At 72.6% G+C, this 23,619-nt stretch carries 24 protein-coding genes; 14 read left to right on the top strand and 10 right to left on the bottom strand.

Going from position 1 to position 23,619, the window contains the following annotated elements:
* Positions 1-507 precede the first annotated feature (507 nt).
* A complete protein-coding gene (locus ABII15_RS05920; protein WP_353941214.1) occupies positions 508-3,057 on the top strand; it encodes a discoidin domain-containing protein in 2,550 nt (849 codons plus the stop codon).
* Positions 3,058-3,162: 105 nt separating this feature from the next.
* On the opposite strand, the gene ABII15_RS05915 is transcribed toward ABII15_RS05920, so the two are convergent.
* Positions 3,163-4,044, bottom strand: a complete 882-nt coding sequence (locus tag ABII15_RS05915; protein WP_353941213.1) for an alpha/beta hydrolase — start codon at positions 4,042-4,044, stop codon at positions 3,163-3,165.
* A 161-nt stretch (positions 4,045-4,205) separates the two neighbouring features.
* Here ABII15_RS05915 and ABII15_RS05910 point away from each other — a divergent pair, with 161 nt between their 5' ends.
* From ABII15_RS05910 to ABII15_RS05870, 9 genes are all read left to right on the top strand, one after another.
* Complete coding sequence (locus ABII15_RS05910; RefSeq protein ID WP_353941212.1) at positions 4,206-6,224, top strand: BTAD domain-containing putative transcriptional regulator; 2,019 nt, start codon at positions 4,206-4,208, stop codon at positions 6,222-6,224.
* A 94-nt stretch (positions 6,225-6,318) separates the two neighbouring features.
* Complete coding sequence (locus ABII15_RS05905; RefSeq protein WP_353941211.1) at positions 6,319-6,921, top strand: DJ-1/PfpI family protein; 603 nt, start codon at positions 6,319-6,321, stop codon at positions 6,919-6,921.
* 104 nt (positions 6,922-7,025) lie between these two features.
* The gene (locus ABII15_RS05900) at positions 7,026-7,841 is read left to right on the top strand and encodes a HipA family kinase (RefSeq protein ID WP_353941210.1); all 816 of its coding nucleotides are present in this window, start codon (positions 7,026-7,028) and stop codon (positions 7,839-7,841) included.
* Complete coding sequence (locus tag ABII15_RS05895) at positions 7,838-8,239, top strand: DUF3037 domain-containing protein (protein WP_353941209.1); 402 nt, start codon at positions 7,838-7,840, stop codon at positions 8,237-8,239. Before ABII15_RS05900 ends, ABII15_RS05895 begins: the two co-directional genes overlap by 4 nt.
* A 135-nt stretch (positions 8,240-8,374) precedes the next feature.
* The gene (gene fabG / locus ABII15_RS05890; RefSeq protein WP_353941208.1) at positions 8,375-9,136 is read left to right on the top strand and encodes a 3-oxoacyl-ACP reductase FabG; all 762 of its coding nucleotides are present in this window, start codon (positions 8,375-8,377) and stop codon (positions 9,134-9,136) included.
* A 17-nt stretch (positions 9,137-9,153) separates the two neighbouring features.
* Complete coding sequence (locus ABII15_RS05885; RefSeq protein WP_353941207.1) at positions 9,154-9,909, top strand: SDR family oxidoreductase; 756 nt, start codon at positions 9,154-9,156, stop codon at positions 9,907-9,909.
* 133 nt (positions 9,910-10,042) lie between these two features.
* Entirely contained in the window at positions 10,043-11,620 is a 1,578-nt protein-coding gene (locus ABII15_RS05880) for an ABC transporter substrate-binding protein (protein WP_353941206.1), read from the top strand.
* Between the two features lie 118 nt (positions 11,621-11,738).
* Complete coding sequence (locus ABII15_RS05875) at positions 11,739-12,422, top strand: uracil-DNA glycosylase (protein ID WP_353941205.1); 684 nt, start codon at positions 11,739-11,741, stop codon at positions 12,420-12,422.
* A gap of 90 nt (positions 12,423-12,512) precedes the next feature.
* On the top strand, positions 12,513-13,064 hold the full coding sequence (locus ABII15_RS05870; protein WP_353941204.1) for a hypothetical protein: 552 nt from the start codon (positions 12,513-12,515) through the stop codon (positions 13,062-13,064).
* Between the two features lie 53 nt (positions 13,065-13,117).
* Here ABII15_RS05870 and ABII15_RS05865 read toward each other — a convergent pair whose 3' ends face one another.
* The gene (locus ABII15_RS05865; protein WP_353941203.1) at positions 13,118-13,594 is read right to left on the bottom strand and encodes a hypothetical protein; all 477 of its coding nucleotides are present in this window, start codon (positions 13,592-13,594) and stop codon (positions 13,118-13,120) included.
* 163 nt (positions 13,595-13,757) lie between these two features.
* Here ABII15_RS05865 and ABII15_RS05860 point away from each other — a divergent pair, with 163 nt between their 5' ends.
* The gene (locus ABII15_RS05860) at positions 13,758-14,654 is read left to right on the top strand and encodes a Gfo/Idh/MocA family oxidoreductase (protein ID WP_353941202.1); all 897 of its coding nucleotides are present in this window, start codon (positions 13,758-13,760) and stop codon (positions 14,652-14,654) included.
* Between the two features lie 70 nt (positions 14,655-14,724).
* Here ABII15_RS05860 and lnt read toward each other — a convergent pair whose 3' ends face one another.
* Together lnt and ABII15_RS05850 are read right to left on the bottom strand one after the other, a co-directional pair.
* Complete coding sequence (gene lnt, locus ABII15_RS05855) at positions 14,725-16,287, bottom strand: apolipoprotein N-acyltransferase (protein WP_353946971.1); 1,563 nt, start codon at positions 16,285-16,287, stop codon at positions 14,725-14,727.
* Between the two features lie 100 nt (positions 16,288-16,387).
* Complete coding sequence (locus tag ABII15_RS05850) at positions 16,388-16,864, bottom strand: nuclear transport factor 2 family protein (protein WP_353941201.1); 477 nt, start codon at positions 16,862-16,864, stop codon at positions 16,388-16,390.
* Between the two features lie 69 nt (positions 16,865-16,933).
* On the opposite strand from ABII15_RS05850, the gene ABII15_RS05845 reads away from it, so the two are divergent.
* Together ABII15_RS05845 and ABII15_RS05840 are read left to right on the top strand one after the other, a co-directional pair.
* Positions 16,934-17,590, top strand: coding sequence for a DinB family protein (locus ABII15_RS05845; protein ID WP_353941200.1), 657 nt, complete (start codon positions 16,934-16,936; stop codon positions 17,588-17,590).
* Positions 17,591-17,609: 19 nt separating this feature from the next.
* Positions 17,610-18,347, top strand: a complete 738-nt coding sequence (locus ABII15_RS05840; RefSeq protein ID WP_353941199.1) for an SDR family oxidoreductase — start codon at positions 17,610-17,612, stop codon at positions 18,345-18,347.
* A 15-nt stretch (positions 18,348-18,362) separates the two neighbouring features.
* Here the strand turns inward: ABII15_RS05840 and ABII15_RS05835 are convergent, their stop codons facing one another.
* From ABII15_RS05835 to ABII15_RS05825, 3 genes are all read right to left on the bottom strand, one after another.
* Positions 18,363-18,536, bottom strand: a complete 174-nt coding sequence (locus tag ABII15_RS05835) for a hypothetical protein (RefSeq protein WP_353941198.1) — start codon at positions 18,534-18,536, stop codon at positions 18,363-18,365.
* Positions 18,537-18,626: 90 nt separating this feature from the next.
* On the bottom strand, positions 18,627-19,376 hold the full coding sequence (locus ABII15_RS05830; protein ID WP_353941197.1) for a tyrosine-protein phosphatase: 750 nt from the start codon (positions 19,374-19,376) through the stop codon (positions 18,627-18,629).
* Positions 19,373-20,221: a helix-turn-helix transcriptional regulator gene (locus tag ABII15_RS05825; RefSeq protein ID WP_353941196.1), complete on the bottom strand. Its 849-nt coding sequence runs from the start codon at positions 20,219-20,221 to the stop codon at positions 19,373-19,375. The genes ABII15_RS05830 and ABII15_RS05825 overlap by 4 nt, the downstream gene beginning before the upstream one ends.
* A gap of 101 nt (positions 20,222-20,322) precedes the next feature.
* Here ABII15_RS05825 and ABII15_RS05820 point away from each other — a divergent pair, with 101 nt between their 5' ends.
* A complete protein-coding gene (locus ABII15_RS05820) occupies positions 20,323-21,036 on the top strand; it encodes an SDR family NAD(P)-dependent oxidoreductase (RefSeq protein ID WP_353941195.1) in 714 nt (237 codons plus the stop codon).
* A gap of 207 nt (positions 21,037-21,243) precedes the next feature.
* Here ABII15_RS05820 and ABII15_RS05815 read toward each other — a convergent pair whose 3' ends face one another.
* The 3 genes from ABII15_RS05815 to ABII15_RS05805 all read right to left on the bottom strand — a co-directional run bounded on the left by ABII15_RS05815 (position 21,244) and on the right by ABII15_RS05805 (position 23,551).
* Complete coding sequence (locus ABII15_RS05815; protein WP_111663640.1) at positions 21,244-21,432, bottom strand: CsbD family protein; 189 nt, start codon at positions 21,430-21,432, stop codon at positions 21,244-21,246.
* Positions 21,433-21,517: 85 nt separating this feature from the next.
* Entirely contained in the window at positions 21,518-22,393 is an 876-nt protein-coding gene (locus ABII15_RS05810) for an undecaprenyl-diphosphate phosphatase (RefSeq protein WP_353941194.1), read from the bottom strand.
* A gap of 153 nt (positions 22,394-22,546) precedes the next feature.
* Positions 22,547-23,551, bottom strand: a complete 1,005-nt coding sequence (locus tag ABII15_RS05805) for a helix-turn-helix transcriptional regulator (protein ID WP_353941193.1) — start codon at positions 23,549-23,551, stop codon at positions 22,547-22,549.
* Positions 23,552-23,619: the final 68 nt, after the last annotated feature.

Here is a 23,619-nt window from a genome sequence, read left to right as displayed (position 1 = left end):
CGGGTCCGTGGGGGTCTCACTCCGGTACGTGTGGTCGTCCCGGAGTGTTCAACGCCCCGCTGATCTCTTAACCCCGTCCCGGGCTACCGGGCGGCACCATGGCCCGTCATGTCATCCCATCGGGGGAAACATCCGAAAAGGCGCCATGGAGCCCGGAGCCCTCGGCGCGGCGGACGGCAGTTGTGTCCATTCCCTGACGGCGCACGCGGGAGAGCCGACTCCGCCGATGTGCCGTCGGGCCAGGTGAGCGGCCCGTACGGGCTCCCGTCGCCGCGCGTTCGGTGATCGGTCCGTTCGAGTTGTGAAAAGAAGACGTTGCCGAGGTCTTGCCGAACGCTTGCCTCGACCCTTAAATCAAACCGCGAACTAAGTTGATTTCTCTGGCCGTTGAACTCTTCCGGACACGGTAGGAGCACGCTCCACCGCGCCCGTCGATCCAGACGTGCGCTCACTCGGTGAAGGCCGCCCGCGGCCGTTTCACCCTCACCCCCGCACGGAGTGACACGCATGAGACACAGATCCTTGGGGATCGCGCTCGCCACGGCGGCGGCGCTGCTGGCCATCCCCGCCCAGGCCCCGTCGGCGGCGGCCGCCGACACCCCGCTCTCCCAGGGCAAGACCGCCACGGCCTCCTCCACCGAGAACGGCGGGACGCCCGCGGCGTACGCCGTCGACGGTGACAACGGCACCCGCTGGTCGTCCGCGGCCACCGACTCCCAGTGGCTCCAGGTCGACCTCGGCGCGTCGGCGACGCTCAGCAAGGTCGTCCTCAACTGGGAAGCCGCGTACGCGAAGGACTACAAGATCCAGGTCTCCGACAACGGGAGCACCTGGTCCGACCTGAAGTCGGTCACCGGCTCCGACGGCGGCACCGACACCGTCGACGTCTCCGGCTCCGGCCGGTACGTCCGCATGACCGGCGTCACCCGCGCCACGCAATACGGCTACTCCCTCTGGGAGTTCCAGGTCTTCGGCAGCTCCGGCACCACCCCGCCGGCCGACGGCTGCTCCACCGCGAACGCCGCCAAGGGCCACCCGGCGACCGCGTCCTCCACGGAGAACGGCGGCACCCCGGCCTCGGCCGCGTTCGACGGCGACACCGCCACCCGCTGGTCCAGCGCCGCGTCCGACCCGCAGTGGGTCCAGGTCGACCTCGGCTCGTCGCAGAGCATCTGCAAGGTGGACCTGAACTGGGAGGCCGCGTACGCCAAGGCCTTCAAGATCCAGGCCTCCGCCGACGGCCAGAACTGGACGACCCTGAAGGACGTCACCGGCGCGACCGGCGGCACCACCTCCTACGACGTCAGCGGCACGGGCCGCTATCTGCGGATCTACGGGACCACCCGCGCCACCGGCTACGGCTACTCGCTGTGGGAGGTCGGGGTGCACACCGGGTCCGGCTCCACCACCCCGCCCGTCGAGGGCGGCGGCGACCTCGGCCCGAACGTCATCGTCGTCGACCCCAACACGGCCAATCTGCAGGGCAAGTTCGACCAGGTCTTCGCCCAGCAGGAGTCGAACCAGTTCGGCTCGCAGCGCTACCAGTTCCTGCTCAAGCCCGGCACGTACAACAACATCAACGCCCAACTCGGCTTCTACACCTCGATCTCCGGGCTCGGCCTCAACCCCGACGACACGAAGATCAACGGTGACATCACCGTCGACGCCGGCTGGTTCAACGGCAACGCCACGCAGAACTTCTGGCGCTCCGCCGAGAACCTGTCCCTCAACCCGGTGAACGGCACCGACCGCTGGGCCGTCGCCCAGGCCGCGCCGTTCCGCCGCATCCACGTCACCGGCGGCCTCAACCTCGCGCCGAACGGCTACGGCTGGGCTTCGGGCGGCTACATCGCCGACTCCAAGATCGACGGCACGGTCGGCCCGTACTCGCAGCAGCAGTGGTACACCCGCGACAGCTCGGTCGGCGGCTGGACCAACGGCGTGTGGAACATGACGTTCAGCGGTGTCCAGGGCGCCCCGGCGACCAACTTCGACACCGGCCCGTACACCACGCTCGACAACACCCCGGTCTCCCGCGAGAAGCCGTTCCTGTACCTGGACGGCAACGACTACAAGGTGTTCGTCCCGGCCAAGCGCACCAACGCGCGCGGCGTGTCCTGGCCCGCCAACGCGGGCACCTCGCTCCCGCTGAGCCAGTTCTACGTGGTCAAGCCCGGCGCGACCGCGGCCACCATCAACCAGGCGCTCTCCCAGGGGCTGAACCTGCTGTTCACGCCCGGCGTCTACCACCTCGACCAGACCATCAACGTCAACCGCGCCAACACGGTGGTCCTCGGCCTCGGCCTCGCCACCATCGTCCCGGACAACGGCGTCGACGCCATGCACGTCGCCGACGTCGACGGCGTCAAGCTGGCCGGCTTCCTGATCGACGCCGGTTCCAAGAAGTCCGACACGCTGCTCCAGATCGGCGGCGCGACCGCGAGCGCCGACCACGCCGCGAACCCGACCTCCATGCAGGACGTGTTCATCCGGATCGGCGGCGCGGGCCCCGGCCTCGCCACCAACTCCGTGGTCGTCAACAGCGACGACGTGATCGTCGACCACACCTGGATCTGGCGCGCCGACCACGGCGACGGCGTCGGCTGGGAGACCAACCGCGCCGACTACGGACTCGTCGTGAACGGCGACGACGTCCTCGCCACCGGCCTGTTCGTGGAGCACTTCAACAAGTACGACGTGCTCTGGAACGGTGAGCGCGGCCGCACGATCTTCTTCCAGAACGAGAAGGCGTACGACGCGCCCAACGCCGCCGCCATCACCCACGACGGCATCGTCGGCTACGCGGCCTACAAGGTCGCCGACAGCGTCAACACGCATGAGGCGTGGGGCCTGGGCAGCTACTGCAACTTCACCTCGGACCCGAGCATCGTGCAGCAGCACGGCTTCCAGGTCCCGGTGAAGTCGGGCATCAAGCTGCACGACATCCAGGTCATCTCGCTCGGCGGCAAGGGCCAGTACGCCCACGTCGTGAACAACACGGGCGCCCCGACCTCGGGGACCAGCACCACCCCGTCCAAGATCACGTCGTTCCCGTGATCGTGACCCCGGCACACTGACAGAACCGCGCGGGCCGTCCCGGACAGGGGCGGCCCGCGCGGGCGCTTTCCCCCGCCGCCCCCTGACGGAGCCGGCGGGGCCCGCTCAGCGCTCGGCGAGCGCCCGGATCTCGTCGGCGATCAGCTGCGGGTCCTCCTCGGCCATGAAGTGGCCGCAGGACACCGTGCGGTGCTCCAGATCCTCGGCCCAGGCACTCCACAGCCCCCGGGCGTGGTAGCCGAGCGCGGCGCCCCAGTCCTGCTGGAGGACGGTCACCGGCATCGCCAGCCGGTTGCCCGCCTCCTTGTCGGCGCTGTCGTGGTCCACGTCCGCGCCGGCCGAGGCGCGGTAGTCGGCGACGATGGACGGCACGGCCGCCGCGGACGCGGCGAGGTAGTGGGCGCGGACGTCGTCGGGGATCGCGGCCGGGTCCTTGGTCCAGACGTCGAGGAAGTAGCCGAAGAAGGAGTCGGCGGCTCCCTGGATCATCGGCTCGGGCAGGCCGGAGGGCTGCGCCATCAGGTAGAGGTGGAAGCCGACCGCTGCGGAGACCCCGTGCAGGGCGTCCCACATGTCCAGGGTCGGCAGCACGTCGAGGAAGAGGGCGCGGGAGACCGCGTCCGGGTGGTCCAGGGCGGCCCGGAAGGCGACCAGGGCGCCCCGGTCGTGACCGGCCAGCGTGAACCGGTCGTGGCCCAGTTCCGCCGCGAGGCGTACGACGTCACGGGCCATGGTCCGCTTGGCGTAGACGTCGGGGCCGGTCTCGGCGGGCTTGTCGCTGGCGCCGTAGCCGCGCAGATCGGGACAGATGACGGTGTGGTCGGCGGCGAGATCGGCGGCGACGTGCCGCCACATCAGACGGGTCTGCGGAAATCCGTGCAGCAGGACGACCGGGGCCCCCGCACCGCCGACGGCGGCGTTCAGCGTGACGCCGTCGTCGACGCGTACACGGTGCTCGGTGAAACCGGGGATGCTCGGGGTTGTCACAGTGACTCCTGTGGTTCGTGGCAGAGTGGACGTTCCGGGCCTGTGACCTCGAAGGTCCGGCTCGTCCGGGGACGTCTCCCAGGTTGTGGGCGCCGGATCAGCGATCGATGAGTGGACACGTGGCACGCCCGGGACGGCGCCGCGCGCGAAGGGACCCTGCCGTGGGCGTGGAGTTCGGACTGCTGGGACCGGTGGCCGCCTGGGACGCCGACGGCTCGCCCCTTCCGCTCGGCGCGCCCCGCCACCGTGAGGTGCTCGGGCGGCTGCTGATCGCCCGGGGCCGAGTGGTGCCGGTCGACCGGCTGGTGGCGGACCTGTGGGAGGACGAGCCGCCTGCGGGCGCCGTCGGCGCGGTCCGCACCTTCGTCGCGGCGCTGCGCCGGGCGCTGGAACCCGGACGCCCGCCCCGGGAGCCCTCCCGCCTGCTGGTCACCGACGGCCCCGGCTACGCCGTGCGGGCCGGCCGCGAAACGGTGGACGCCCGGCGGTTCGAGGACATCGCCGCGCGGGCCGCCGAGGCGGCGCCGCACGCCGCCGTCGCCCTGTGGGACGCTGCGCTCGCCTGCTGGCGGGGCCCGGTCCTGGCCGACTTCCCCGCCGCCGCGTGGGCCGCGGCCGAGCGGGCCCGCCTCGAGGCGCTGCGCCTCGACGCCGTCGAGCGGCGTGCCGACGCCCTGCTGGCGACCGGCGCCGCCCGCGACGCGGTGGCCGATCTGCGGGCCCATGTCGCCGCCCACCCCGGCCGCGAGGACGGCTGGATGCTGCTGGCCACCGCACTCGACCGGGCCGGGCGGCGCGGCGAGGCCCTGGAGACGCTGGACCTGGCCCGCGACGCCCACGGTCCAGGGGGCGCCCTGGCGCGCACGAGGGCACGCATTCTCAGCGGTACGGAGAACACCGCCGCCGAACCGGCCGGCACGGCCGACAGCGTCTGGGACCGGGTCGCGGCGTCCTGGGACCGCTCGGTGCCCGCCCGGTCCCGGGCCCGGCTGCACGCCACCGCCGGGCTGCTGCGCGACCTCGCCGTGACCGGCCCCGACGGCCTGGAGGAGGCCCACCGGCACCGGCGGGACCTCGTCGCGGCGGCCGAGACGACCGGCGACCCGGAACTGGCCGCCCGGCTCATCGGCTCCTACGACGTCCCGGCCGGGTGGACCCGCGCCGACGACCCCGACGGCGCCGGTGAGCTGTCCCGGGCCGCCGCCCGCGCCGCCGCCCGCCTCGGCCCCGACGGCCCGGCCGCGCTGCGCGCCCGGCTGCTGTCCGTGGTGGCGGTCGAGTCCCGCGGCGACGCCGCCGCCGACGCGCCGCTGCCCCGCGCGGCCGACGCTCCCGCCACCGAGCCGTGGCGCGGGCGCGCCGAACGCGCCGCCGAGGAGGCCGTCCGGATCGCCCGGCACCTGGGCGACCCCGCGCTCCTGACGTTCGCCCTCAACGGCGCCTTCATGCAGGCGTACGCGGAGTGCGGATCGGCCTCCCGCCGGGAGGCCCTCGGCGGGGAACTGACCCGGCTGGCCGTCGACCACCAACTCCCCGGGCACGAAGTACTCGGCCGTATCGTCCGCCTGCAAGCGCTCGCCGGCCTCGGCGACTTCCCGCAGGCGGACACCGAGGCCGAGGAGATCGACCGGCTCGCGCACCGCAACGAACGGCCGCTCGCCGGAGTGTTCACCGCCTGGTACCGGGCGCTGCGCACCAGCGAGACCGACGGCTGGCCCGCCGCCCGTCCCCGGTACGCGCACGTCATGGCGGAGACCGCCGACTGCGGCATGCCCGGCCTGACCCGGGGAGCCGCCGCCCTCGTCGCACTGGTCCCGGTCATGCGCGGCGACGGTCTGCCGGACCCCGGCGACTTCGCCCACCTCGACCCCGGCCCCTACCGGCCCTGGCTCGACCCCCTGCTGCTGGCCGCCTCGGGCGCCGTCGAAGAGGCCGGGCAGGCGCTCACGACGGTTCCCCGGCCCCCGCACGACCTCCTCCAGGAAGCCCTGTGGTGCGTACTCGCCCGGGCCGCCGCCAGCGTGGGGCACCTGCCGGTCCTGCGCCGCGCCCGGGACGAACTCGCCGCCGCCGGAGCCGAGTTGGCCGGGGCGGGCAGTGGTCTCGTCTCCTTCGGCCCGGTCGCCCGCCATCTGGCCGCCGTGGACACGGCACTTGGCGCGGCGCACGCGGACGGGTAGGAGCACCGCCTTCCCCTGAGGTCAGTCGACGCCTCGACGACGTGCCCGGCGAAACATCGTGGCAGGCCGGGGCCGAGCCTGCTTGGATCGCCGCATGAGCGACGAGAACGTGCGGCGGATCGGGATCCTGCTCTTCCCCGACGTCGAGGAACTGGACGCGGTCGGCCCCTGGGAAGTGCTGTCCTACTGGACCCGGGTCCACCCCGAGGACCAGTGGGAGGCATTCTGCTTCTCCGCCGACGGCAACCCCGTGACCTGTGCGAAGGGCCTCTCGATCGGAGTCCACCACTCGATGGACGACATGCCGGCGCTGGACGTCCTGCTGCACCCCGGCGGCCGGGGGACCCGCCCTCAGCTCGACGACGGCCGGCACCTGGAGTGGGTGCGGCGTCAGCGCCGGTCGGTTCCGCTGATGACGAGCGTGTGCACCGGCTCGCTGGTCTACGCCGCGGCCGGCCTGCTCGCCGGGCGTCCCGCGACCACCCACTGGGGATCCCTGGACCGGCTGAGGGAACTCGACCCGACCATCGACGTGCGGCCCGACGACCGGTTCGTCGACGACGGCGACCTGATCACCTCCGCGGGCGTCTCGGCCGGCATCGACATGGCGCTCCACCTCGTCGCCCGGCTGTCGTCGCCGGAGCGCGCCCGGCAGGTGCGGCGAGGCATTCAGTACGATCCGCGGCCACCGGTGTGAGCCGGCCACGGAGCTGCCGGGCGCCGGTGATCACTCTTGGTTACTATGCTCACTTCGTGCCGGACCGTGGATTGCAGGGCTGAAGAGATGGGTGACCCGGGGACATGCTGAAAGAGGTCACCGCGACCCGCTACATCACACCCCTGCGCGAGGGCGGCTCGCTGCCGGGGCTCGTCGAGGCCGACGATCTCGGCGCGTACGTCATGAAGTTCACCGGCGCGGGACAGGGCCGCAAGACGCTCGTCGCGGAGGTGATCTGCGGGCAGCTCGCGCGCCGGCTCGGCTTCCGGGTGCCCGGACTGGCCGCGCTCGACCTCGACCCGGTGATCGGCCTCGGCGAACCCGACCCGGAGGTGCAGGGGCTGCTCAAGGGCAGCGGCGGCACCAACCTCGGGATGCGGTTCCTGCCGCGCGCGCTCGGCTTCGACCCGCTCGCGTACGCCGTCGACCCGGTCCAGGCGGGCCGGATCATCTGGTTCGACGCGCTCATCAACAACGTCGACCGCTCCTGGCGCAACCCCAACATGCTCGTGTGGAACGGCGAGTTGTGGCTCATCGACCACGGGGCGAGCATGATCTGGCACCACAACTGGCGCGGCGCCCCGGCCTGGGCCGGCAAGCCGTACGACGCCACCGACCACGCCCTCGCCCCCTTCGGGCCCGACCTCGCCGCGGCCGCCGCCGACCTCGCGCCGCGCATCACCGAGGACCTGCTCGCCGAGGCCGCCGCCGACGTGCCCGACGTGTGGCTCACCGACGAGCCCGGGTTCGACAGCCCGGACGCCGTGCGCCGCGCGTACGTGGAGACACTGCTCGAGCGCGCCCCGGGCATCCACGAGCGGATCGAGCTGCCGAAGGCCGCCGCCGCGGCCACGCCCCGGGCCACGGGCTGGATCACGTACGAAGGAGCCGGTCAGTGAGCGAGCACGAACCCCGCGAGGCCCGTGACGTCTTCGAGTACGCCCTGCTGCGCGTGGTGCCCCGCGTCGAACGCGGTGAGCAGATCAACGCCGGGGTCGTCGTCTACTGCCGCGCCCGGTCCTACGTCACCGCGCTCACCCATCTCGACGAGGCGCGTCTGCTCGCCCTCGACCCCGAGGCGGACGTGGCGGGCGTGCGGGCCCTGCTCGGCGCCGTCGAGCGGCACTGCGCCGGGGGAGCCGCGGCGGGGCAGGCGGGCGCGGACGACGCCGGCCGGCGCTACCGCTGGCTCGTCGCACCGCGCTCCACCGTGGTGCAGCCGGGGCCCGTGCACACCGGTCTGACCAGTGATCCGGCCGCCGAGGCGCAGCGGCTGCTCGCCCTTCTGGTGCGCTGAGTGATCAGGGGCACCCGGTGGGTACGTTGACACCGGGTGTCAGGACTTCTAGCGTCACACGCACAGGGTACTAAGCGGTTGCTCAGCGATTTCGCAGCCGAGCAGCCGACCTCTAGGGCGAGGAGACCGAAGAGCATGTCCACCACTGAGCAGCGCGTAGCGATCGTCACCGGAGCCGCGCGCGGCATCGGCGCCGCCACCGCGATCCGTCTGGCCGAAGAGGGCCGCGCCGTCGCCGTGATCGACCTCGACGAGGCCGCCTGCAAGGACACCGTCGAGAAGATCACCGCCGCCGGTGGCAAGGCCCTCGCCGTGGGCTGCGACGTGTCCGACGAGGCGCAGGTCGAGGCCGCCGTCGCGCGCATCGCCGAGGAGCTCGGCGCCCCGACCATCCTGGTCAACAACGCGGGCGTGCTCCGCGACAACCTGCTGTTCAAGATGAGCGCCCTGGACTGGGACACCGTCATGAACGTGCACCTGCGCGGCGCGTTCCTGATGTCGAAGGCCGTCCAGAAGCACATGGTGGACGCCAAGTTCGGCCGTATCGTCAACCTGTCGTCTTCCTCGGCGCTCGGCAACCGCGGCCAGGTCAACTACTCGGCCGCCAAGGCCGGTCTCCAGGGCTTCACCAAGACCCTCGCCAAGGAACTCGGCAAGTTCGGCGTCACCGCCAACTCCGTCGCCCCCGGCTTCATCGTCACCGAGATGACCAAGGCCACCGCCGACCGCGTCGGCATGGGCTTCGAGGAGTTCCAGGCGGCCGCCGCCACCCAGATCCCGGTGCAGCGCGTGGGCCGTCCCGAGGACATCGCCAACGCCATCGCCTTCTTCACCGGCGAGGCGGCCGGCTTCGTCTCCGGCCAGGTCATGTACGTGGCCGGCGGACCGCTCAACTAAGGCTGGGGACAACGGACATGACTGCTGAACTCTCGGGCAAGGTCGCCCTCGTCACCGGCGCCAGCCGGGGCATCGGCTACGGCATCGCCGAGGCGCTCGTCGCGCGCGGCGACCGCGTCTGCATCACCGGCCGCGGTGAGGACGCGCTCAAGGAGGCCGTGGAGAAGCTCGGTTCCGACCGCGCGATCTACGTAGCGGGCAAGGCGCACGACGAGGCGCACCAGGCCGCCGCCGTCGAGCGCACCATGGAGGCGTTCGGCCGCGTCGACTTCCTCGTCAACAACGCCGGTACGAACCCCGTGTTCGGCCCGATCGCCGAACTCGACCTGAATGTCGCCAGGAAGGTCTTCGAGACCAACGTCGTCTCGGCGCTCGGCTTCGCCCAGCAGACCTGGAAGGCGTGGCAGAGCGAGAACGGCGGCGCGATCGTCAACATCGCCTCCGTGGCCGGCGTCTCGGCCTCGCCGTTCATCGGCGCCTACGGCATGAGCAAGGCCGCCATGGTCAACCTCACGCTCCAGCTGGCGCACGAGTTCGCGCCGAAGGTGCGGGTCAACTCGATCGCCCCGGCGGTCGTGAAGACCAAGTTCGCCCAGGCCCTGTACGAGGGCCGGGAGGCCGAGGCCGCGGCCGCCTACCCGCTGGGCAGGCTCGGCGTGCCGGAGGACATCGGCGGCGCCGCCGCGTTCCTCACCTCCGCCCAGTCCGACTGGATCACGGGGCAGACGCTCGTCGTCGACGGCGGCATCTTCCTCAACGCGGGCGTCGCCTGACGCGTCAGATTGCGGGCGTCACCAGACAAACTTCCCGCAGCCCAAGTGCCCCACCTGATCAAGTAGTTGATCCGGTGGGGCACTGCGATATGGTCGGCCGATCCCATGGCATGGCCGATCGAGGAGCGTGCGCGTGTTCAGACGGTTGCTTGCCCCCCGCGTGTTGGCGGCGACTACGTTCATACCCCTGCTGGCCGGATGCGGGGTGGTGAACGCCAGCGGCTCCGAGGACGAGGATCCGATCGTGGTGGGCACCACCAGTGCCCCGAGCACACTGGATCCCGCCGCGTCCTGGGACGGCTCGTGGGAGCTGTTCCGCAACGTGTACCAGACGCTCGTCGCCTTCCCGTCCGGCGCCGCCCAGCCGAAGGCGGACGCGGCCGCGTGCTCCTTCAAGGGCACCGGCAACCGCACCTACCACTGCCGGCTGCGCGAGGACATGACGTTCTCCGACGGGGACGCCCTCGACGCCGCCGCGGTGAAGTACTCCATCGACCGGATCCGGACGATCGGGGTCAAGGGCGGACCCGAGGGGCTGCTCGGCAGCCTCGACCGTGTCACGACCAGCGGCGATCGTGATGTGACGTTTCACCTGAAGAAGGCCGACGCCACGTTCCCGTACGTGCTCGCGACCCCGGCCATGTCGATCGTCGACCCCGACGACTATCCGGCCAAGTCCGTGCGCAAGGACCGGGAGGTGTCCGGCTCCGGCCCGTACACGCTCAAGTCCTACAGCCCCGGCGACAAGGCCGAGCTGGTCAAGAACGACTCGTACAAGGGCTTCGCGGACCGCAAGAACGGTGCCGTGACGATCCGCTACTTCACGTCCTCGTCCGACATGGTCGCCGCCCTGCGGGCGAAGAAGATCGACGCGACCTTCCGCGGACTCGCCGCCTCCGACGCGGTGAAGCTCCAGGACAAGAAGAACGAGAAGGAGCTCCAGCTCGTCGAGGGCGCCGGTATGGAGACCAGCTACCTGGTCTTCAATCCCAAGGACCCGTGGGCGGGGAAGAAGCCGGTGCGCCAGGCCGTCGCGCAGATCGTCGACCGCGGCGCCATCGCGCACTCCGTCTACCAGGACACCGTCACCCCGCTGTACTCCATGGTCCCGGCGGGCCTCGTCGGGCACACCACCGACTTCTTCAACGACTACGGCGAGCCGAGCGCGGCCAAGGCGGCGCAGATCCTCTCCAAGGCGGGCATCCACACGCCCGTGCCGCTCACGCTCTGGTACACCACGGACCGGTACGGGTCGGCGACCAAGCCCGAGTTCGAGGAGCTGAAGCGGCAGCTGGAGGCGTCGAAGCTGTTCGAGGTGAAGCTGGAGAGCCGACCCTGGAACACCTTCGAAGCCGGTTACCGCAAGGGCGAGTACCCGGTCTTCGGGCGCGGCTGGTTCCCCGACTTCCCCGACGCCGACAACTTCATCGCGCCCTTCGTGGGCCAGGAGAACGCGGTGAGTACGCCGTACATCTCGCCGGAGATCACCGACGAGCTGCTGCCGCAGTCCCGCCGGGAGAGCGACCGCGGTGCGGTGGTGCGCCAGTTCGCGCGGGCCCAGCAGATCATGGCCGAGGACGTCCGGCTGCTGCCGCTGTGGCAGGGCAAGCAGTACATCGCCGCGAGCGAGGAGATCGCCGGCGGTGAGCGGGCCCTCGACCCGTCGACGATCATGTTGATGTGGGAGCTGGAGCGCAAGACGAGCTGGTGAGCGGGGGCCGGCCCGGATTGTCAGTGGCCGCCGGTAGGTTCTTGGGTGTCGATGCGGCCGCGCGTGTCATGACGGTGCGCGCGGCTGTGCAAGTGCTCGTACCCCGGAGGTTGTTGACGTGACCGACACCGCGATGCTGCCCGAGTCCTGGCGCGGCGTCCTCGGCGAGGAACTCCAGAAGCCCTACTTCAAGGAGCTCACCGAGTTCGTCGAGGAGGAGCGCGCCAAGGGTCCCGTCTACCCGCCGCGCGAGCAGGTCTTCGCCGCGCTCGACGCCACGCCGTACGACCGGGTCAAGGTCCTCGTCCTCGGCCAGGACCCGTACCACGGCGAGGGCCAGGGGCACGGCCTGTGCTTCTCGGTGCGCCCCGGGGTGAAGACCCCGCCCTCGCTGCGCAACATCTACAAGGAGATGCAGGCCGAGCTGGGCACCCCGATCCCGGACAACGGCTATCTGATGCCCTGGGCCCAGCAGGGCGTACTGCTGCTGAACGCGGTGCTCACGGTGCGGGCGGGCGAGGCCAACTCGCACAAGGGCAAGGGCTGGGAGAAGTTCACGGACGCCGTGATCCGCTCCGTCGCCGACCGGCCCGACCCGGCGGTCTTCGTGCTGTGGGGGAACTACGCGCAGAAGAAGCTCCCGCTCATCGACACCGACCGGCACATCGTCGTGAAGGGCGCGCACCCCTCGCCGCTGTCCGCGAAGAAGTTCTTCGGCTCCCAGCCCTTCACGCAGATCAACGAGGCGGTGGCGGCCCAGGGCCACGAGCCGATCGACTGGCGCATCCCGGACCTCGGCTGAGGCCGCGCCTGCCCTGGATCGCCGTCGGCGGCGGCTAGCGTCGGAAGCCGTGACCGGTGGGCGAGCCGGTTTCCGAGCTTGGAGGCACCAGTGGCACAGCAGCGCGAGCAGGCGGCGGACGACGCGCTGCCCACCCGGATCGGGCAGCTGGTCATGCTGCACCACGCCGGAGACCGCGAGGAGGCGAGAGACCGGCTCCTCGATCTGTGGGCGGAGCTGGGCGAGGAGGGCGACCCGCTGCACCGCTGCACGCTCGCGCACTACCTGGCCCGCACCCAGAGCGACCCGACCGACGAACTGGCTTGGGATCTACGGGCGTTGACCGCCGCGGACTCCTGCGCCGAGCCGCGGTCACCGGCGCTGCGGGCCCTGTACCCGTCGCTGCACCTGAGCCTGGCGGGCGACTACGCGAAGCTCGGCCGCCCCGGCGCGGCCCGCGGCCAGCTGACCCGGGCGCGCGCCGCGGCCGGCACGCTCGGGGGTGCCGCGGACGACGGGCACGCGGCCGGGGTCCGGGCCGCGCTGGCACGGCTCGAAGGGGAGCTGGCGGGGCTGCCGGGGGAGGACGGGGACGCGGGCGAGGACGGGGGACACGGCCGGCCCGGCGGGGAGCCGCTCGGGCCGCCGCGCAGCGGGTCCTGACAGGCGGACCGGATCTCATGACGCGGGGGTGGACGGACGGTCCGTCCCGAGGGTCAACCGCCGTACGTGTCCTTGCAGATGACCGCCTGCGGGCTGTCCGGGGCCCAGCCGCCGTACTGCCGGCCGAGCGCGCAGACATCGGTCCGCGGCGGCGCGGGGACGGCCGGGCGCTCGGTGCGGGGCGCCGCGGTGTGCGCGGGAGCGGCGGCGTCCGGCGCCCGGCGCTGTGACGGCACGGCGTGCCGCACGGGCGCTCGGGGCGGCTCGGCGGGCCGCTGGGCGGCGGGGGAGCGGGGCTGACTGCGGGGGGACGGTTCGGTCCGCTGAAGGGCCTCGCGCGCGGGGCCCTGGACGAGCGGCCGGCCGGCGGAGTGGCCCTCCGGGCGCGGCGCGGGGGCCGTCGCGGACGGGCTGGGGGCGGCCGGAGCGGGCGGCGCGCCGACGCTCACACATCCCGAGGCGGTGGCGGCGGTGACGGCCGCGGCCGCCGCCGTCAGCAGAAGCGTGGCTGAGCTGGTGGTTCTGGGCACCCGCGCCACTTTGGCGGAGCGCGGGCGGCGAGGGGAACCGGAATCGGCGAGGTTGCCCCACACGGGTGATGGGGCGGGCCGGGGGGAACGGGTGGCGCGCCCCGCGCCCGCCGTATGCTGCCCAGACGCACACGACGGGGACGCACACAGAGGAGTACGGGACGTGAAGGTCGGCTGCATCGGACTCGGCGACATCGCCCAGAAGGCCTATCTGCCCGTGCTCGCCGCACAGCCCGGCATCGAACTGCATCTGCAGACCCGCACCGCCGCGACGCTCACCCGCGTCGCCGACCAGTACCGGATCCCCGACGACCGGCGCCACACCGACCTGGACGCGCTGCTCGCGCAGGGACTCGACGCCGCGTTCGTGCACGCGCCGACCGCCGTGCACCCCGAGATCGTGACGCGGCTGCTCGAAGCCGGCGTGGCGACCTACGTCGACAAGCCCCTCGCCTACGAACTCGCCGAGTCGGCACGTCTCGTGGAACTCGCCGAGGAGCGCGGGGTCAGTCTCGCCGTCGGCTTCAACCGGCGCTACGCGCCCGGGTACGCGCAGTGCGTGGAGCATCCGCGCGAGCTGATCCTGATGCAGAAGAACCGCGTCGGGCTCCCCGAGGAGCCGCGCACGATGATCCTCGACGACTTCATCCACGTCGTGGACACCCTGCGCTTCCTGGTGCCCGGCACGATCGACGACGTCACCGTCCGGAGCCGGGTCGAGGACGGTCTGCTGCACCATGTCGTGCTGCAGCTCGCCGGGGACGGGTTCACCGCGCTCGGGGTGATGAACCGGCTCAGCGGGTCCACGGAGGAGATCCTCGAGGTCTCCGGGCAGGACACCAAGCGGCAGGTGCTCAATCTCGCCGACGTCGTCGATCACAAGGGACAGCCGACGGTGCGGCGGCGGGGGGACTGGGTGCCGGTCGCCCGGCAGCGCGGGATCGAGCAGGTGGCCCTGGCGTTCCTGGACGCCGTGCGGGCCGGGAAGGTCGTGAGCGGGCGCGATGCGCTGGCTTCGCATGAGTTGTGCGAGCGGGTTGTGCGGGGCGTTTTGAGCTGAGGCGGCCTCGTCGTTGTCCGCGGGTGCGTGGGGGCTGGTCGCGCAGTTCCCCGCGCCCCTGACGGGCCTTTCAGGGGCGCGGGGAACTGCGCGACCAGCCCCCACCGGCGTGCACGTGGGACGTGGAGCGGCGGTGTCGCAGGGCCTCCGCGGCGCCGAGGACCAGCAGTACCGCCCCGGCGACATGAATCGGCCAGTCGCCGAAGCGGACGTACAGGGTCGTGCCGTGGGCGGTCGGGGCCGCGTACACCCGGACCGTGCTCGACGACGTACCGAGCCACGGACCGACCCGCGAACCGTCGGGCCCGTACACCGCGGAGACCCCGGTCAGCGTCGCGTGCACCATCGGCCGCCCGCTCTCGGCGGCCCGCAACGCCGCCAGCGACGCATGCTGCTCGGGCGCCCAGCTGTGCTGGAACGTCGAGGTCGACGACTGCGCGAGCAGCAGCTGCGCCCCGTCCCGGGTCAGGTTCCGCGTCATGTCGGGGAACGCCGACTCGAAGCAGACCAGCGGCCCGAACCGCAGCGCCCCCGCGTCCATCACGACCTGGTGCGTCCCGCGCCTGCGGTCCTCGCCGGCCGCCTTGCCCACCGACGTCGCCCAGCCGAGCAGCGACCGGGCGGGCACGTACTCGCCGAACGGCACCAGCCGCATCTTGTCGTAGCGCGGACCCGTCGGCCCCTCGGGACCGATCAGCACCGAACTCTTGTAGATGCCGCGCCCGGCGCCGTCACCGTCGGACGCCGGACGGCGCGCGTCCACATTGACCAGGATGTCCGCGCCGACCTGCCGGGAGAGCGCGGCGAGCCGGCGGGCCAGGTCGGGGCGTGCGGCCAGATCGAAGCCGACGCTGCTCTCGCCCCAGACGACCAGGTCGACATCGCGCCCCACGAGTCGGCGGGTCAGGGCCTCCTCCCGGTCGAAGCGGCGCTCGGCCCCGACGATCACCCCGGGCTGGACGACCGCCACACGTGCGGTGCCGTCGGTCTGCGGGCGCGGCGCCCAGGCCGAGGCGGCCGTGGTCACCGCGACGGTCGCGACGAGCCCGGCCACCGCCGGGGTGCGGGCGCCGCGCGCGATCACGAGCAGCGTCACCGCGGTGTTCACGGCGACGACCAGCAGACTCAGCAGCCACACGCCGCCCACCGACGCGAGCCGCAGTGCCGGACCCACCTGCCACTGACTGGAGCCCAGCATCCCCCACGGGCCGCCCAACCCCTGCCAGGACCTGACCAGTTCGACCATCAGCCACGCCGACGGCACCGCGACCAGCGCGGCCACCGCCTGCCGCGGCGACGGCCGGTCGTGCAGCAGCCGGTGCAGCAGCCACCCCCACGGCGCCCACAACGCGCCCAGCAGCGCGGCGAGAACGACCGTGAAGACATGCAGGCTGGGCAGCAGCCAGTGGTGCACCGCCAGCATGAATCCGAGGCCGCCCAGCCAGCCGTCCAGGGCGGCGCGGCGCGGCGTCGGCGCCGAGCGCGCCAGCAGCATCCAGGGGACGAGGGCCGCGTAGGCGAACCACCACAGCGCGGGCGCGGGGAACGCGAGCGCGGGCAGCGCGCCCGCCCCGGCCGCCGCCGCCCCGCGCCACCAGGGCGATGTGCCGAGCCGCTGCCACCGTCCCCGCATCCGCCGCGCCTCCCACCTCGTACGACTGCCGCCGTCACCGGTCACGTCCCCCCAGTGTGCGCGTCGGCGGCGATCAACGACAGTGGGCGCCGCGCCCGCCTCACACGCCGGTGGCCGATCGCCGCGGAGCGCGCCGCCACTTCTCGTGGACGGTCACCCGGTGCATCCGCCAGCCGACGGGCGTACGGACGAGCCCGAACGCGTACCGGCCGCCGCACACGAAGTCCGGCGCCCCGCCCTCGTCCGGGCCCGGGAACCGCATGGGGTTGATGTAGTCCGCCCGGACCAGGGCCGTGTCGCCCACGTCGCGGTCCAGACGGCCGAAGCGCACACGGCGGTTGACGATCAGGTGCTGGCGCATCGGGAACAGTTCCATGGTCCGGGTCAGCCACCGGGCGATCTCCTCGGCGCCGCCCTCCTCACCGCCCGCCGCCCGGTAGTCGGCGCGGCCGTCGGGCGCGAACAGGGCGCGGTACGCCGCCCAGTCCCCGTCGTCCACGGTCACGGCGTAGTCGGTCACCAATTCGTCGACGGCGAGCCGGTCGAGGACGGTCGCGAGTTCCACACGCTGCGTCATCGAGTCAGTGTCGAGCCCCCGGCCCGAACAGCCAAGAGGCGTGCGCCAGGTCGCTGTTACCGTCTCCCCATGTCAGCCGAGCCGAACACCCCCGTACCCGGACCCGTCACCGCCGACGACGTCGCGCACGCCGTCCGGATCACCGTCGACGCACTGACCCCCGCGACCGGCGCCGACTGGCACGTCCCGGCCGGGCCCCTCGAGTGGACGTGCTGGGAGACCGGCGAGCACCTCGCCGACGACCTCTTCGCGTACGCGGCCCAGATCGGCTCGACCCGGCCGCAGGCCGACGAGTACGTGAGCTTCGGCTTCTCCCGGCGCCGCCCGGAGGGCCCCGCCAACACCGTCACCGCCGACCCGGAGGCCGGCCCGGCCGGACTGCTCGGGGTCCTGGAGGCGTGCGGCGGGCTGCTCGTCGCCGTGGTGCGCGCGACCCCGGCCGACGCCCGCGGGCACCACACCTTCGGTGCCGCCGACCCCGAGGGCTTCGCCGCGATGGGCATCGTCGAGACGCTGCTGCACGCCCACGACATGGCGCTCGGCCTCGGCGTCCCCTTCGAGCCGCCCGCCGGTCTCTGCGCCCGCTCCCTGCACCGGCTCTTCCCCGACGCCCCCGCCGACACCGAGCCCTGGCCGACGCTGCTGTGGGTGACCGGACGCGGTGACCTGCCGGGCCGGGAGAGGGTCGGAAAGTGGCGCTGGTACGGTGCACCTCGCGCGACATGATCACTGCCAGGAGGCTCGATTGACCCGCCCCATCACGCTCGTCACCGGCGGCAGCCGGGGCATCGGCGCCGCCACGTCCCTGCGGCTCGCCCGGGACGGCCACGACGTCGCCCTGTCCTACGTCCGGGACAAGGACGCGGCACAGCGCACCGCCGAGGCGGTGATCGCGGCCGGTGCCCGCTGCGTCGTCCTGCGCGGTGACACGTCCCAAGAGGCCGACGTCGAGCGGATGTTCGACTCGGTCCAGGAGCAACTCGGCCCGCTCACCGGCCTGGTGAACAACGCCGGTGTCACCGGACCGTTCGGCCCGCTCGCCGAGGCCCGCACCGAGGACCTGCGCCGGATCGTCGACGTCAACGTCCTCGGCGTCCTGCTGTGCTGCCGCCGCGCCGCCCGCGACATGGCGCAGACCGGCGGCGCCGTCGTGAACGTGTCCTCCGCCGCGGCGACCCTGGGCAGCCCCGGCGACTACGTCCACTACGCCGCGTCCAAGGCCGCCGTCGACACGCTCACCGTCGGCCTGTCCAAGGAGCTCGGGCCGGCCGGCATCCGCGTCAACGCCGTGGCCCCCGGCATCATCGACACCGAGATCCACGCCACGGGCGGCGACCCGGACCGGGCCGAACGGATGGCGGGCGGTGTGCCGCTGCGCCGGGCGGGGCAGGCCGAGGAGATCGCCGCGGCGATCGCCTGGCTGCTCTCCGCCGACGCCTCGTACACGACGGGCACCGTGCTGCGCGTCGCGGGCGGACGCTGACCGGACCGGCCCTGATCAGGCCGCTTCGACGACCTCGGTGCGCGTGGCCAGGGCCCACTCCGTCACCAGCAGCTCGTACTGCGTGCGCTGCTCGGCCGTGAGCCGCCCGCCCGCGCGCAGCCAGAGGCCGCGGATCTGCTCGTTCACTTCCTCGGCGGTCCGCGCGGGCTTGGGTGCGGCAGGTGGCATGTGCCAAGGCTAAGCGCGCGACGACCGAATGTGAACCCTGAGCGAGCGGTCGACTGCGTCAAGTGATCACTTCTGATGGGGAGTTGACGATCAGCTGAGCAGTCCCTTGCGCAGCCGGGTGGTCAACTCCTCATCCCTGCCCAGGTGTTCGGTGACATACCCCTGCACGCTCCCGAACTGCGCGGACAGGTCCGCGAGGAACAGCCGCATGATCGTCTCGGGCGCGCGGCCGAAGCCGGGCCAGCTCGGCTCGCGGCCCTCGTGCGCCGCCTTCCAGTCGGCGAGGAGCCGGTCCCGGGCCAGTTCGGTAAGGGCGAAATCGGCCGCCACATCGTCCTCGTGCACACCGAGCAGGACGAGGACCAGCGCCGCGAGCAGACCGGTGCGGTCCTTGCCCGAGGCGCAGTGGAAGACCAGGGGTTCGTCGGCGGCCGCGATCAGGTCGAGAGCCTGCCCCAGCTCCTCGGCGCCGTCGTGGGCGACCTCCAGGTAGCGGTCGGCGAGGTGGCGCCACGGGTCGACGGCCGGGTCGATCACGGTCTGGTCGTACGGGCGGTGCTCCACGCTGAGATTGACCCAGCGCTGGCCGGGGACCTCGGGCACCCGGCCGTTCGCGGCGATCTCCCGCGGATAGCGCAGATCGATCACCGTGCGTATGCCGAGGGCCGTGTATCTCTCCCAGTCGGCCCGCTCCGCGTCGGTCCCGGCGGCCGGGCTCAGCTTCGACAGCGCGTCGGAGCGGTACAGCCGCCCCCGGCGGACGGTCCGGCCGTCGAGGGTGCGACAGCCGCCCAGGTCACGGAAGTTGTGCAGACGGGAGAAGGAAATGTGGCGTGTCATGCAGGTGAGGATACGAGCAGCGCCGGAACCACCCGGGTGGACAGCAGCGCCAGGACGTCTGCGTCCGGCGTGCCCGGCTCGGCCGTGTAGACCATGACGCGCAGATCGTCGCCCGCGACCGTCAGGATGTCGCAGTCCAGGGTCAGCGGGCCGACCTGCGGATGGTCGACCGTCTTGCGGGCCGCCTCGTGCCGGCCCACCGCGCCCGCGTCCCACAGCGCGGCGAACCGCGGGCTGCCGGCGCGCACGTCGGCGACCAGGGCGGCCAGCTCCGGGTCGGCCGGATAGCGGCTCGCGGTCGCCCGCAGGTCCGCGACGAGGGCCGCCTCCATCGCCCGGCGCTCCCCGGCACTGAGCCGCACCCGGTCCGGCGGGCCGAGGAACGTCCACCAGACGCCGTTGCTCCGGTGGTCGCGCCACCGCGGGCGCTCCCCGAGCAGCGCCGTGTACAGCGGGTTCGCGAGCAGCAGCGTCCACGCGGCGTCGAAGACCGCGACCGGCGTCCCGGCGAGCCGCTCCAGGAGGCGGTGCACGCTCGGCGTGAGCGTGCCGGGCACCCGGTCGGGGCCGGGCGGCACCAGACCCGCGAGCCGGAACAGGTGCTCGCGCTCGGTGCCGGACAGCCGCAGCGCGCGGGCCAGCGCCGCGACCACCTGGTCCGAGGGGTGACTGGCCCGGCCCTGCTCGAGGCGGGTGACGTAGTCCGCGGAGATCCCGGCCAGCAGCGCCAGCTCCTCGCGACGCAGTCCCGCGGCCCGCCGCTGTCCCACCGGGGTGAGCCCGGCCGACTCGGGCCGCACCCGGTCCCGCCAGCGCCGGACGGCGTCCCCGAAGTCGTTGCTCATGCCTCCACTCTGCCCGCTCCGGCACGGATCTTCCTGGTACCGGCAGTCCCAGGAAGACGGGACGGCTGGCAGGGCGGGAGGCTTCGTACCAGGCTTGACCCATGACCACGACACTCATCACCGGGGCGAACAAGGGCCTCGGCCGTGAAACCGCCCGCCGTCTGATCGCGGCGGGCCACACCGTCTACGTCGGCAGCCGCGACCCCGAGAAGGGCCGTCGCACCGCCGAGGAGCTGGGCGCCCGGCACGTCCTCGTCGACGTCACCGACGAGGACTCCGTCGCCGCCGCGGCGGCCACGATCGCGGCGGCCCACGACGGTGTCCTCGACGTGCTGGTCAACAACGCAGGCATCGAGGGCCGCACCGCCGACAACGGCATCGTCGCCCCCGCCGACGAGACCGTCGACACGCTCCGCCCGCTCTTCGAGACGAACGTCTTCGGCACGCTCCGGGTCACCCACGCCTTCCTGCCGCTGCTGAACCGCTCCGCAGCGCCCGTCATCGTGAACGTGGCCAGCGGTCTCGCCTCGATGGCCCTGATCACCGATCCGGAGGCACCCGCCGGCTTCTACCCGGGCATCGCCTATCCGGCGTCCAAGACGGCCGTCAACATGCTCACGGTCCAGTACGCGAAGGCGTTCCCGAACATCCGGGTCAACTCCGTCGAGCCGGGCTTCACCAAGACCGACCTCAACGGCAACTCGGGCGTGCAGACGGTCGAGGAAGGCGCCGAGATTATCGTCCGTATGGCACTGCTCGGCCCGGACGGGCCGACGGGCGGATTCTTCGACGCGCAGGGCCCCGTGCCCTGGTGACCGGCGGCGGCTCCTGGACGCCGGGCCCGCCTGCGAGGACGGCCGCGTGCCCCTCAGTTCTTCCCGGCGGGCAAGGACCCGAAGCCGATCCCGGCCGCGGTGCTCCACGACCGGCTGACGGACGGGTTCCCGCCCGGGCTCCGGGCCGCGGCCGCCGCCGGGATCATCGCCTGAGCGCGCCCCGGGTCCGAGGACCGCGGCGAACGGTCAGTTGTCGTCGTCGCTCAGGGAGTCGCGTACGCCCTTGAGCTTGTCCTTGGCCTTGTCGCCCATGTTCGCCGTGTCGGCCTTGGCCTGGTCGACCTTGCCCTCGGTCTTCATCCGCTCGTTGCCGGTGGCCTTGCCCAGCATCTCCTTGGCCTTGCCCTTGGCCTTGTCCATGGCGTTGTCGCCCATGACGACTCCTTGATGAGGTGGTTCGGGGTCGTCTGTGACGTTACGGGCGGGTCGCGCGGGCCGCATCCGGAGGACGCGGCCCGCGCTATCCGGCCGACTCGGCGGCGTGCGGGCTCAGCACACCCGCGGTCACCAGCACGATCAGCGCGATGCCCAGCGCGATCCGGTAGTACACGAACGGCATGAAGCTCTTTGTGGAGATGTACTTCATGAGCCAGGCGATGATCGCGTATCCGACACCGAACGCGATGAGCGTCGCGAAGACCGTCGGCCCCCACGACACGTGCCCGCCCTGTGTCGCGTCCTTCAACTCGAAGACACCGGAGGCCAGAACGGCCGGGATCGCGAGGAGGAACGAGTAACGGGCCGCCGACTCACGGGTGTACCCGAGGAAGAGACCGCCGCTGATCGTCGCGCCGGACCGGGAGACGCCGGGGATCAGGGCCAGCGCCTGGCACACGCCGTAGATCAGGCCGTCCTTCACCGACAGGTCCTTGAGCTCCTTGCGCGCGCGGACGGCACGGTGCCTGCCGCCGAGCTCGTCACGGGCGGCCCGGCGGTCCGCGACACCGAGCACGACACCCATCACGATCAGGGTCGCCGCCGTCAGCCGCAGATCGCGGAACGGGCCCTCGATCTGGTCCTTGAGCGTCACGCCGAGGACCCCGATCGGTATCGAGCCGACGATCACCAGCCAGCCCATCTGGGCATCGTGGTCGCCGCGCATCGACCGGTCCGTCAGCGACCTGAACCACGCCGAGACGATCCGGGCTATGTCCTTGCGGAAGTACAGCACCACGGCCGTCTCCGTACCGAGCTGGGTGATCGCCGTGAAGGCGGCGCCCGGGTCGGTCCAGCCGGCGAAGGCCGCCGTCAGCCGCAGATGCGCGCTGGACGAGACCGGCAGGAACTCCGTGAGCCCCTGGACGAGGCCGAGAATGAATGATTCGAACCAAGACATGGAGAAGTACGCGATCCAGGGGCCGGGGACGGGACCGGCCGCGGGCGCGCGCCGGACATGACGGGGGAGGTGCCCGTGCCCCCGTGGCCACAGGGGCACGGGCACACGCGTGAGGCACGCTAGGCGCCGAAAGTGACGGGCGGGCAACGCACGCTAGACATCCGGGTCACGCTGGGCCGACAGCAAGGTGTCCCCGGCCGGTGTGCGGAAGTACAGCACCGAGCGCCCGGCCCGCCGGCGGCCCACGAGCCGGGCGTCGGCCAGCACCTTCAGATGACGGCCCACCGAGCCGAGCCCCTGCCCGGTCAGCGCCGTCAACTGGGTCGTCGTCAAAGGCTGGTCGAGCAGCATCAGGACCCGGGCGCGGGCGGTGCCGAGCAGCGCGGCAAGACCGTCCGGCGGCGCCGTCCGGCCGGCATCCGCGAGCGCGCCCGCGCACGGGTAGACCACCGCGTACCGGTCCGGCGGCACCGTCGAACCGGGCGGCGGCTCCGGCCAGGACACCCAGCCCTGATGCGGTGTCACCGGCACGAACAGCAGCCGCGCCCCCGAGATGTCCCGCGGCGGATAGTCGTGGGCGTTGATCCGCAGCCGCCCCTCGCCCAGCCAGCGCATCGTCGGCCGCATCGCGCCGAACGCCGCCGCCCAGCCGCCGACCGACAGTTCCCTGGTCCGCGCGACGACATCGGCCTCGACAACCCGGCGCCGCCGCGGCCACTCCGGCAGCACCGTCGCCCGCCACACCCAGTCGAGGAGGCGCGCGGCACGCTCCGCCAGATCCTCGGCGCGCACGAGCGACGCGGGCAGCGGCCCCGGCCACGACACCGCGAGATCCGCGCGCACGGCGTCCGGCGGTGTGCCCGCGATCCGGGCCAGCCCCTCGTCGAGATCCAGATCGCACAGCCCGTACGGCGTCGGGGTGAGGAAGTCCGCCGTCCAGGTCGCCCCGAACGCGGCGCGGACCAGCGCCGCCGTCACCGGATCCGCGGCCAGCCGGGCGCGGTAGGCGGGCAGATGGGCGTCCAGCCAGCGCCGCTCACCGGGGTGCGCGGCCCTCGGGTCGGCGAGCTTCTTGAGGCTCGCCGTCGTCTCCGCGAGCGACGACACCACGAACCGGCTGCCCGCGAGCGTGTCGGCGTCGACCTGCCAGATCCCCATGCCCGCCCCGCCCCGCTCGTTTCGCCGTACCGCGAAACATTAACGCCCGGGGGCCGCGTCCCCGCAGC

Source organism: Streptomyces sp. HUAS MG91, assembly GCF_040529335.1.
GTDB lineage: Bacteria > Actinomycetota > Actinomycetes > Streptomycetales > Streptomycetaceae > Streptomyces > Streptomyces tabacisoli.
This window is presented reverse-complemented; position numbering and strand designations above follow the sequence as displayed.

What these genes read in the sequence shown, in the direction of transcription:
- ABII15_RS05920 (WP_353941214.1), top strand. Translation starts at nt 508, where the DNA reads ATGAGACACAGATCCTTGGGGATCGCGCTCGCCACGGCGGCGGCGCTG.
- ABII15_RS05905 (WP_353941211.1), top strand. Translation starts at nt 6,319, where the DNA reads ATGAGCGACGAGAACGTGCGGCGGATCGGGATCCTGCTCTTCCCCGAC.
- ABII15_RS05900 (WP_353941210.1), top strand. Translation starts at nt 7,026, where the DNA reads ATGCTGAAAGAGGTCACCGCGACCCGCTACATCACACCCCTGCGCGAG.
- fabG (WP_353941208.1), top strand. Translation starts at nt 8,375, where the DNA reads ATGTCCACCACTGAGCAGCGCGTAGCGATCGTCACCGGAGCCGCGCGC.
- ABII15_RS05885 (WP_353941207.1), top strand. Translation starts at nt 9,154, where the DNA reads ATGACTGCTGAACTCTCGGGCAAGGTCGCCCTCGTCACCGGCGCCAGC.
- lnt (WP_353946971.1), bottom strand. Translation starts at nt 16,287, where the DNA reads ATGCGGGGACGGTGGCAGCGGCTCGGCACATCGCCCTGGTGGCGCGGG.
- ABII15_RS05850 (WP_353941201.1), bottom strand. Translation starts at nt 16,864, where the DNA reads ATGACGCAGCGTGTGGAACTCGCGACCGTCCTCGACCGGCTCGCCGTC.
- ABII15_RS05845 (WP_353941200.1), top strand. Translation starts at nt 16,934, where the DNA reads ATGTCAGCCGAGCCGAACACCCCCGTACCCGGACCCGTCACCGCCGAC.
- ABII15_RS05835 (WP_353941198.1), bottom strand. Translation starts at nt 18,536, where the DNA reads ATGCCACCTGCCGCACCCAAGCCCGCGCGGACCGCCGAGGAAGTGAAC.
- ABII15_RS05830 (WP_353941197.1), bottom strand. Translation starts at nt 19,376, where the DNA reads ATGACACGCCACATTTCCTTCTCCCGTCTGCACAACTTCCGTGACCTG.
- ABII15_RS05825 (WP_353941196.1), bottom strand. Translation starts at nt 20,221, where the DNA reads ATGAGCAACGACTTCGGGGACGCCGTCCGGCGCTGGCGGGACCGGGTG.
- ABII15_RS05820 (WP_353941195.1), top strand. Translation starts at nt 20,323, where the DNA reads ATGACCACGACACTCATCACCGGGGCGAACAAGGGCCTCGGCCGTGAA.
- ABII15_RS05815 (WP_111663640.1), bottom strand. Translation starts at nt 21,432, where the DNA reads ATGGGCGACAACGCCATGGACAAGGCCAAGGGCAAGGCCAAGGAGATG.
- ABII15_RS05810 (WP_353941194.1), bottom strand. Translation starts at nt 22,393, where the DNA reads ATGTCTTGGTTCGAATCATTCATTCTCGGCCTCGTCCAGGGGCTCACG.
- ABII15_RS05805 (WP_353941193.1), bottom strand. Translation starts at nt 23,551, where the DNA reads ATGGGGATCTGGCAGGTCGACGCCGACACGCTCGCGGGCAGCCGGTTC.